At 62.2% G+C, this 2466-nt stretch carries 3 protein-coding genes; 1 reads left to right on the plus strand and 2 read right to left on the minus strand.

Annotated elements, in window-relative coordinates; all coding sequences use genetic code 11:
- Positions 1-111: 111 nt before the first annotated feature.
- Together AC1DJT_RS36085 and rsgA are read right to left on the minus strand one after the other, a co-directional pair.
- Positions 112-267, minus strand: coding sequence for a DUF1127 domain-containing protein (locus AC1DJT_RS36085; protein WP_476771136.1), 156 nt, complete (start codon positions 265-267; stop codon positions 112-114).
- Positions 268-649: 382 nt separating this feature from the next.
- The gene (gene rsgA / locus AC1DJT_RS36090) at positions 650-1765 is read right to left on the minus strand and encodes a ribosome small subunit-dependent GTPase A (protein ID WP_476835993.1); all 1116 of its coding nucleotides are present in this window, start codon (positions 1763-1765) and stop codon (positions 650-652) included.
- A 460-nt stretch (positions 1766-2225) separates the two neighbouring features.
- Here rsgA and AC1DJT_RS36095 point away from each other — a divergent pair, with 460 nt between their 5' ends.
- Complete coding sequence (locus AC1DJT_RS36095) at positions 2226-2381, plus strand: DUF1127 domain-containing protein (protein WP_441493807.1); 156 nt, start codon at positions 2226-2228, stop codon at positions 2379-2381.
- Positions 2382-2466 lie beyond the last annotated feature (85 nt).

Genomic DNA, 2466 nt, shown 5'->3' on the forward strand with positions numbered 1-2466 from the left:
CTCTTCGACCGAACTCTTCGACCGAAGCTCAAGGGGAGGGAATCATGAGCCCCGGGAGAAACTACCTGGAACGCGCTGCGCCCGGTGACGCGGCGGTTCTATTCAGTGACTTCAGGCCGCAGCGTGCGAGCGGGCGATGAAGGGGATCTCCGAGCGTGACAGGCCAAGATCGGCGAGCTCACGGTTGGTCAGACGCGACAGCTCGCGAACTGTCTCGCGATAGCGGAGGAAGGCGCGGATTTTGGCGGCAATCATGGTGACGAACATGGTGATATTCCTCTGGCGGATATTCCGGACCGGGGCGGTGCCCACAGCGACAATTTCGTTGTGCACTGCACATAAGCCGATCGGCCCGCCGCAATTAGGGGCTTTACTTCAGCTCCGATATGCATACAGAGCATGCATCATTTGTTAATCAGTAATTTTCTGGTCGCATCATGCGTTGAGCGCAGTCATTGTTTCAAATGAAACCGATATTCTGCCTAGAAAATGGGCTGCGCGGCGGCAGGGTCACCGAGAGGTATCCCATCCGGACGCCGGGCCACATGGTAGTCCGGATAGTCGTCGATCGTCGCGCGCTGGCGGGCGAGGGGCCGTATCACCGGCGTCAGCTCCAGGATGAACAGGCTGAGGTTTGGGCTCGGCCGAATCAAACGCCCCGCCTACCGCCCCTTCCCCTCGGCCCCTTCACCTCCGGCGACTTTGCCCTGTTCTCTAGATCGAGCTTGCGCCAGCGTGCCAGACGCTCAGGGTCGATCGCGCCCTTGGAGACTGCCTCCTGAACCGCGCAGCCGGGCTCGTGCTCATGGGTGCAGTCGCGGAAGCGGCAGAGCGGGCTTAGTTCCGTGATCTCGGCGAACAGCGTTTCGAGACCAGACGCCGCATCGCTGACATGGAGCGTGCGCATGCCCGGCGTATCAATCACCCAGCCGCCGCAGGCAATCGCATGCAGCGAGCGCGACGTCGTGGTGTGGCGCCCCTTAGCGTCGTGGTCGCGGATGTCGCCCGTCTGCTGCGGTTCGCCATCGATGGTGCCGGCAAGCGCGTTCACAAGAGTCGATTTGCCGACGCCGGACGAACCGACCAGCGCGAGGGTGCGGCCTTCGCCACACCAGGACGCGAACGCAGCCGCCGCGTGAGAGCTGCGCGGATTGACGGTTGCAACAGCCAGCCCGCGCTGCAGGGCGGCGGCCTGGTCGAGATAGGGCTGCACGTCCGGCACGAGATCGGCCTTGGTCAGCAGGATGACGGGTTCGGCTCCGCTCTCATTGGCCAGCGCAAGATAGCGCTCCAGGCGCGCGACGTTGAAATCAGCATTGCAGGAGGTGACGATGAACAGTGTGTCGATGTTGGCCCCGGCAAGCTGCGGCGTCATGCTGCCCTCGGTGCGCCGCGCCAACACCGTCGCGCGCTCCAGCCGGCGCCGTAGCAGATGTGTGCTGGGCTCCACCAGAACCCAGTCACCCACCGTGAAGTCGCCTGTATTGGTATGGACCGGCAGCTTGAGCCTGATCGGCCCATCGGGCGTGATTGCGCTCATGCGGGTGCGGTGCACCGAGCCGATGCGCGCAGGCCGGAGGCAGGCGTCATCTGGTCCGCATTGATCTGCAAAGAAATCCGTCCAGCCCAGCGCCGCAAGGGACAGTGGTGCGGAGGTAGTGTCGCCTTGCGTCACAGTATCGCCCCACCGCTCGGCGTCCTCGTCATGGGCGACGATAGAGCGGGGTTTAGGCCGGGTTGCAAGCGCCGCAAGGAAAGCAGGCATCCGAAACCCTTCACAGGTGCAGACATTGGCGCATGGCCCGGAACCAGACATTCGCATGCTGCGAAAGGGACGTCCGTTCGCGACCCAACTCCGACATTTGCGGTGAGCCGCTGACGGTCAAAAGTCGCCCATTCCCGCCCCCTCGGACGTCCGCATGCGGGCGGTTCAACTTCGCAATCGGCAACGTGCCGAAATCGCGTAGCCAACGCGGTGAATTCCTGCTTTCGGCCACAGCCCGTTTTCTAGGCGGAACATCGGTTGCATTTGAAACGATGACTGCGCTCAACGCATGATGAGACCAGAAAATTACTGATTAACAAATGATGCATGCTCTGAATGCATATCGGAGCTGAAGTAAAGCCCCTAATTGCGGCGGGCCGATCGGCTTATGTGCAGTGCACAACGAAATTGTCGCTGTGGGCACCGCCCCGGTCCGGAATATGCGCTAAGGAAACACACCATGTTCGTCACCATGATTGCCGCCAAAATCCGCGCCTTCCTGCGCTATCGCGAGACGGTTCGCGAGCTGTCGCGTCTGACCAACCGTGAGCTCGACGATCTTGGGCTGTCACGCTCGGAGATCCCCTTCATCGCCCGCTCGCACGCTGCGGCCTGAAGTCACTGAATAGAACCGCCGCGTCACCGGGCGCAGCGCGTTCCAGGTAGTTTCTCCCGGGGCTCATGATTCCCTCCCCTTGAGC

The organism is Allobosea sp. 05T422_2 (genome assembly GCF_056396265.1).

What these genes read in the sequence shown, in the direction of transcription:
- AC1DJT_RS36085 (WP_476771136.1), bottom strand. Translation starts at nt 267, where the DNA reads ATGTTCGTCACCATGATTGCCGCCAAAATCCGCGCCTTCCTCCGCTAT.
- rsgA (WP_476835993.1), bottom strand. Translation starts at nt 1,765, where the DNA reads ATGCCTGCTTTCCTTGCGGCGCTTGCAACCCGGCCTAAACCCCGCTCT.
- AC1DJT_RS36095 (WP_441493807.1), top strand. Translation starts at nt 2,226, where the DNA reads ATGTTCGTCACCATGATTGCCGCCAAAATCCGCGCCTTCCTGCGCTAT.